The 4,995-nt window shown below is 40.3% G+C and carries 6 protein-coding genes; 1 reads left to right on the forward strand and 5 read right to left on the reverse strand.

The features are described 5' to 3' along the window. A partial coding sequence (locus ACESK1_RS11915; protein ID WP_372920402.1) for a hypothetical protein occupies positions 1–1,343 on the reverse strand: 1,343 nt, incomplete at its 3' end. A gap of 117 nt (positions 1,344–1,460) precedes the next feature. Continuing rightward, complete coding sequence (locus tag ACESK1_RS11920; protein WP_372920403.1) at positions 1,461–1,913, reverse strand: DUF4440 domain-containing protein; 453 nt, start codon at positions 1,911–1,913, stop codon at positions 1,461–1,463. Positions 1,914–2,223: 310 nt separating this feature from the next. On the opposite strand from ACESK1_RS11920, the gene ACESK1_RS11925 reads away from it, so the two are divergent. Further along, complete coding sequence (locus ACESK1_RS11925) at positions 2,224–2,895, forward strand: hypothetical protein (RefSeq protein WP_372920404.1); 672 nt, start codon at positions 2,224–2,226, stop codon at positions 2,893–2,895. A gap of 129 nt (positions 2,896–3,024) precedes the next feature. Here the strand turns inward: ACESK1_RS11925 and ACESK1_RS11930 are convergent, their stop codons facing one another. The 3 genes from ACESK1_RS11930 to ACESK1_RS11940 form a co-directional block, all read right to left on the reverse strand. Further along, the gene (locus ACESK1_RS11930) at positions 3,025–3,750 is read right to left on the reverse strand and encodes an acetolactate decarboxylase (RefSeq protein ID WP_372920405.1); all 726 of its coding nucleotides are present in this window, start codon (positions 3,748–3,750) and stop codon (positions 3,025–3,027) included. 18 nt (positions 3,751–3,768) lie between these two features. Next, positions 3,769–4,488: a hypothetical protein gene (locus ACESK1_RS11935; RefSeq protein ID WP_372920406.1), complete on the reverse strand. Its 720-nt coding sequence runs from the start codon at positions 4,486–4,488 to the stop codon at positions 3,769–3,771. 204 nt (positions 4,489–4,692) lie between these two features. Next, positions 4,693–4,995, reverse strand: a 303-nt coding sequence (locus ACESK1_RS11940) for a DUF6064 family protein (protein ID WP_372920407.1), incomplete at its 5' end; no start/stop codon positions are given.

The raw sequence follows: 4,995 nt of genomic DNA on the forward strand, positions 1-4,995 counted from the left end.
AAGATGCTGAAATAAATTACACTGTTGGCAACTGCAAGGTGTTCGGTAAGGATTCTTTTTTCCTTCCTGGGCAGGAATAGAGACTGCACCCGCACCAGATAAAAACTCGCCAGCATAATACTTATCACCGCAAAAAAGGCTGCCGTTCCATTACTCATTCCTAAACCAACATCCCAGATTTCAGCAGTAAAGATGAGGATTATGGCCGGAGCCACGGCGGCGGTGGCCAGACCCGGTAAGGATAATGGTAATAACAGCGCTTTATTTTTAAGCAAAGGCCTGAAGAAAATCTTCAGGTGTCTGAAGGTCATTAAAATATGAAAAATAAAAGTTTCCAAATCATTCGCATCCTGCAGTTCCCTGTCGGGTGCTTTTTTCGCCTTCTTTTTTAATTTTTCTTTTTCTTCAGAAGTAAAAGAAGGTATTTCCTTCAAGTCTGCGGTAAAAGATCTGGCGTCCATTATCTTACTGGTTGCCGCGGAGCTATGCTTTAGTTCCAGCAAATGACCTATCTGGTGGAGCATGAATTTCCCGCTGTTAAATCTCACCCTGGAATCGGTGAGCTCCAGCCTGGCTTTATTCCGGCCGGTGGAAGTCAGTTTTCGTGTTGATAAGACGATAATTCTGGTTACCGAGGAAGAAAGGCCTGCGACCAGATTGTTTTTTCGCGACATTATACCCACGTCTGTTATTACCGTTACCAGGTCGTAGGGGCCTTCGGCCATTCTCAGGCTGGCACCGTCGAGAAATTCAGAGGGGTATCTTGAGCGGTCGCTTTCCAGCCTGGTAGTATCTACTATATCAAAACTCCAGGTGATCCCGGTGCTTTCTTTAAGTCGGACTTTGATATCCTGCACCAGTTGTTTTGCATAGTTAATAAATGCCTCCTTGTCCTCAGCTTTGCTAATGGCGATCAAGATCCCTACTTCCATTTCCGGTTGCGGTTCGGGGCCTTGTGCTTCTTTGAGGGCACTGAAAAAACGCTTTCCCGAGGTGATCGCCCGAATAACCCTGGTGGAATTAATCACCCTTACCGACTGAAGGATCCTGAGTGCATTTAAAATTCTCAAAACCCTTAGCGCAGGAACCAAAAGTGCGATTACTGTGATCCAGTTATTTTTTACAAAACTTAATTTTCTAGGTGCGAGTGCAATTTTCAGTAAAAATTCCAGAATGAACAAAGCCCAGATGATGTAGATAAGGGTTTCCTGGAATTGGCTTAAACCACGTATTAGCTCTATGATGAATAAGTAAAGCCAAACCAGTGCAAGAACAAACATGGGTATTTCCAGTTGCTCTTCAAGCTTATAAAAAGTACGGTAAAGTCTTCTGCTTTTCTTCAAATTTTCTTTGATCTAATGATCTGAATTTTTCCTCAATTTAGGAATTTTTAAATCATTTCCGGAATGCCGAATACTACATAGCATTTAATTCCTCTCTGCTTTGCAGTCGCTAAATCTTCACTCTTTAGCCACGGTAGAATGAAGCAGCTGAAGTTTCCATCCCTCATCAGTGAGAATGGCGGTAGCGCTTTCCAACCAGTTCATCTCCCTTAGTACCTCATCTCCCGACTTAAATTCAGCTTTGTTGTAATAGGCTACCCAGGCCATTTTGCCTTCAATTTTTATTTCAATGAAGTTGAAGGAATTTATCCTTTTTACCTGTGAATTGCGTTCTCCGGCCTGTTTTATATAGTTTCTCATCTTTTCCATATCCCAGACTTCTCCGGTCTCAAGGAGCAGGAAATCCCCGGTGCAGTAGGTGTCAAGGGCTTGAGGATCCATATCAGAAAATATCTCCTGAAAGGAATTGATGATCAGATCCCTGATTTGCTCTTCATCGGTCTTTTCTGAATTCTGGGCTGTGGCCGCTACGGCCAGGAACATAATTAAAAACGGAAATATTCTTTTCATCAAGTATTGGGGATTCGTGCTTTAAGAAAGTGGTAGTGGAAACAATCGCTGTGAAAGTTCTCCGGACTTTATCAAAACATCATTCATTCAAATATACCAAAATCATCCTGGCAGATTGGTCTCCCAGGTTAATTACCGAATGTGTTTCAGCTTCAAACCACATTAATGTTCTCTGTAACGTCCACTTCAGCAGCGGGTTTAAATCTGTGCTAACTTTTGGGACCTCAGTCTTTTAAAGTTGTGAGTTTATACAAGCGATTAGTGGAATTAAATGATTATACTCCGTACTAAGGAATAAATTAAAATTAAAATGAAATACAACATAAAAATAGAGAAGGTCCAGACTGTTGATGAAATCCCGGAATACTGGACTAATGAGGATTACATTGGGTTACTGGAGAAATTTGATTACCCGGATGCGGAAGATACCGGCACCGAAAGTTTAAGGGAATTACTCTTTATGGCCATTAGCGATTATGAGCCTTCTGAAGCGGCAAAAATTGTTTTGGATTACAAATTGGGGGAACATTTATCTGAAGGACAGATAGACCAGATATCCAATGATATGTTAGACGATAAGGTGTGTGAGGAATATCCCGATATGGAATTGCAGGCGCCATTATTTCATGTAAATCAACTCCTTTTTAAAGCTTACAATGGTAAGTTTCCCAGCTCCAGCGCTACAATTATAGATTGTTTCATTAGCCCTTCAGATGAACACAATCAAATCCCGCTTACCAAAGAAATGGTGTTGAGATTGTTTAATGAAGGGCTTTCTGACAGAAATATCGTGAAGAGATTATTTGAAGAACAAATGGATGAAAATACCGATTTTCCTGAAGCAGAAAATATCATCTGGGAACTGGAAAACCCGGAAAAGAACCAATATAGAATTACTACCTCGGGAAACCTGATCAAAAAGGAGGAGGTGATTTCTACAGAATGGAAGAGTGAGATAGAAATTCCGCCTGTGGAATCTTAATCGAGGATCAAAATTTTAAAGTATATAAACTGCTGCTAAAGATTTAGCAGCAGTTTTTTAATAATGGACCAGGTTTGAAACTGGGTTTAATTAAAATCTCTGGAATGAAAGATTCCCCGCCGTTCTGGTTTATTTCTTAGGAAGAAACAGTTTCATTTCTCCGATTTCCAATTCATCCAAATGTCCCATTTTGCTTTCGTCTTTTGTTATGAGGTGCATGTGTAAATAGGAATCGTGATGCGTGAAAACGCCTTTATGTTCTGTGGAGAAAAAACCAACTATCTCGGCTTCTTCATCGCTTAGATTGTAGTCTGTCTGTTCCTGATGCGCATCGGCAGGGGAGGAGACTTTGGTTCCCTGCGGTAGATCAAGCACATGAATTACCGCTTTGGATACCTTGCCTTCCAGTTTAAAGGCAAAGGGTCGTTTGTAATCCGTGGTCTTTTCGTCAATGAACTGCTCTAAATCCCGGATAGTCTTCACCTCTGAAGTTAATTCCATCTCCTCCCATTCAGCTACGTGGGTATACACAAAAAAAGGAGCCGACACCTCAAAGCTTTTTTCAACGCTCATGGTCGAATCTGAAGTTACTTTCGAAACATAGCTTTTTCCGTTATTGATCAACAACTCACCGGTGAGGTAGCTTTCGGGACCAAGACCGTAAAGTCCGTTTTTGTCAGAAATAGTATCAAGCTCAATACTGCTCCCTAATTCCCCTTTCCACATCACGTTTTTCATGGCCCCCACTACTTTAATGTCGGGATAGGTTTCGGAAGTGTTGGAATCTTTTTTTGTCGAGTTACAACTTATCAGGCCAAGGGCAAAAAGCCCGAGCAGTATGTTTCTTGCTGTCATTTCTGATTATTTCGTTTATCAGGGCTGAGCGCTTATCGCTTCTTCCCCGGATTCTTTATTTGCGGTCTCGATGATCTCTATTACTTTTTCAAATTCGATATCCTTGATCTTTTCCTCCGGAAGGCTCATATCGATCTCGGCCATGAGGTTTTCAAATTGCTTTCTTGTGAGGTAATTTCCGTGGCTGCTGGCGTTTCTATTGAGCATTTTAGGAGAAATATCCTGAGTGTCGATAAAAAGGATTTTTTTCTTAACGCCATCTTTATCTTTCCAGTTCTTATTCCATTTAACCGATTCTGCAATTAAACTGCCGGCCAAACCTCCGCCGTAAGTATTGCTCGTAGTTTTCAGAATATATGGCGAATTGTCGTCAATGATAATGGCCGAATATTTTCCTTCGATGTCAAATTTCGCATAGGAATTCCAATGGTTTATATCGGTGGAATAGCCCAGGTTAAAGTAATTGTTATCCCTGTACTCCATGGCCCAGGCCGAAATAGCCTTTTTTAATTTTTCCCCTGTTTTTTTATCGAAGATACCTTTAATGGTAATATGCTGGTCACTCTGGTCTTTTATCAGGACACCGGCATCCAGCGCCATGGGTTTCTTGTTGAGGTAATCATCTGTGGTTTCATAAAGAGTTACGGAGTCTAAGGTGTGCAATTCATCAGTAGGTACTTTTGAAACTCCACAGGACATAAGACTTAAAAGGCAAAGGATTAAAAGTGCTTTTTTCATGATTTTAAATGATGGGTTTATTAGAATTGAAATATGAAAAATTAGTATCCATTTCCTTATTGTTGTTACATTCTGAACGACTTTAAGTTGATAATTGTGTCTAAAGGCAAACCAGGCTGCACAAAATCTCCCGACTTTACCGAAAGCTGCTGTTTTTTAAAGATCTTCCCTAACAACTTCGTGCATCGGGCTTGTAGCTAATTCTCATTCTATTCTTTTTTTTCTTGTAATCAAATAGATGATAGCTATTAAAGCAGAAAGAGCCATAAAATAATCTGGATAAACTCCAAAATTAAATGCTGCGCTTGTTCCAACAATTGTCCATAAAGCAGGAATTACTAATATGTATTTTGATAATTTAGGCTTTGTGAGCATCAGGAATCCAAATGTTAATATTGTAGACGGACAAGGCAGTCCGAGTGTAATAATCTTTTCAAGCGAACTTTCCAGGAAATAAATAAGAACAGGATAAATGAAAACGCCGAATACTAAAAAAAAATAAGCGAT

The sequence above is a fragment of the Salegentibacter sp. genome (genome assembly GCF_041642575.1).
In the GTDB taxonomy this organism is placed as follows: Bacteria; Bacteroidota; Bacteroidia; order Flavobacteriales; family Flavobacteriaceae; genus Salegentibacter.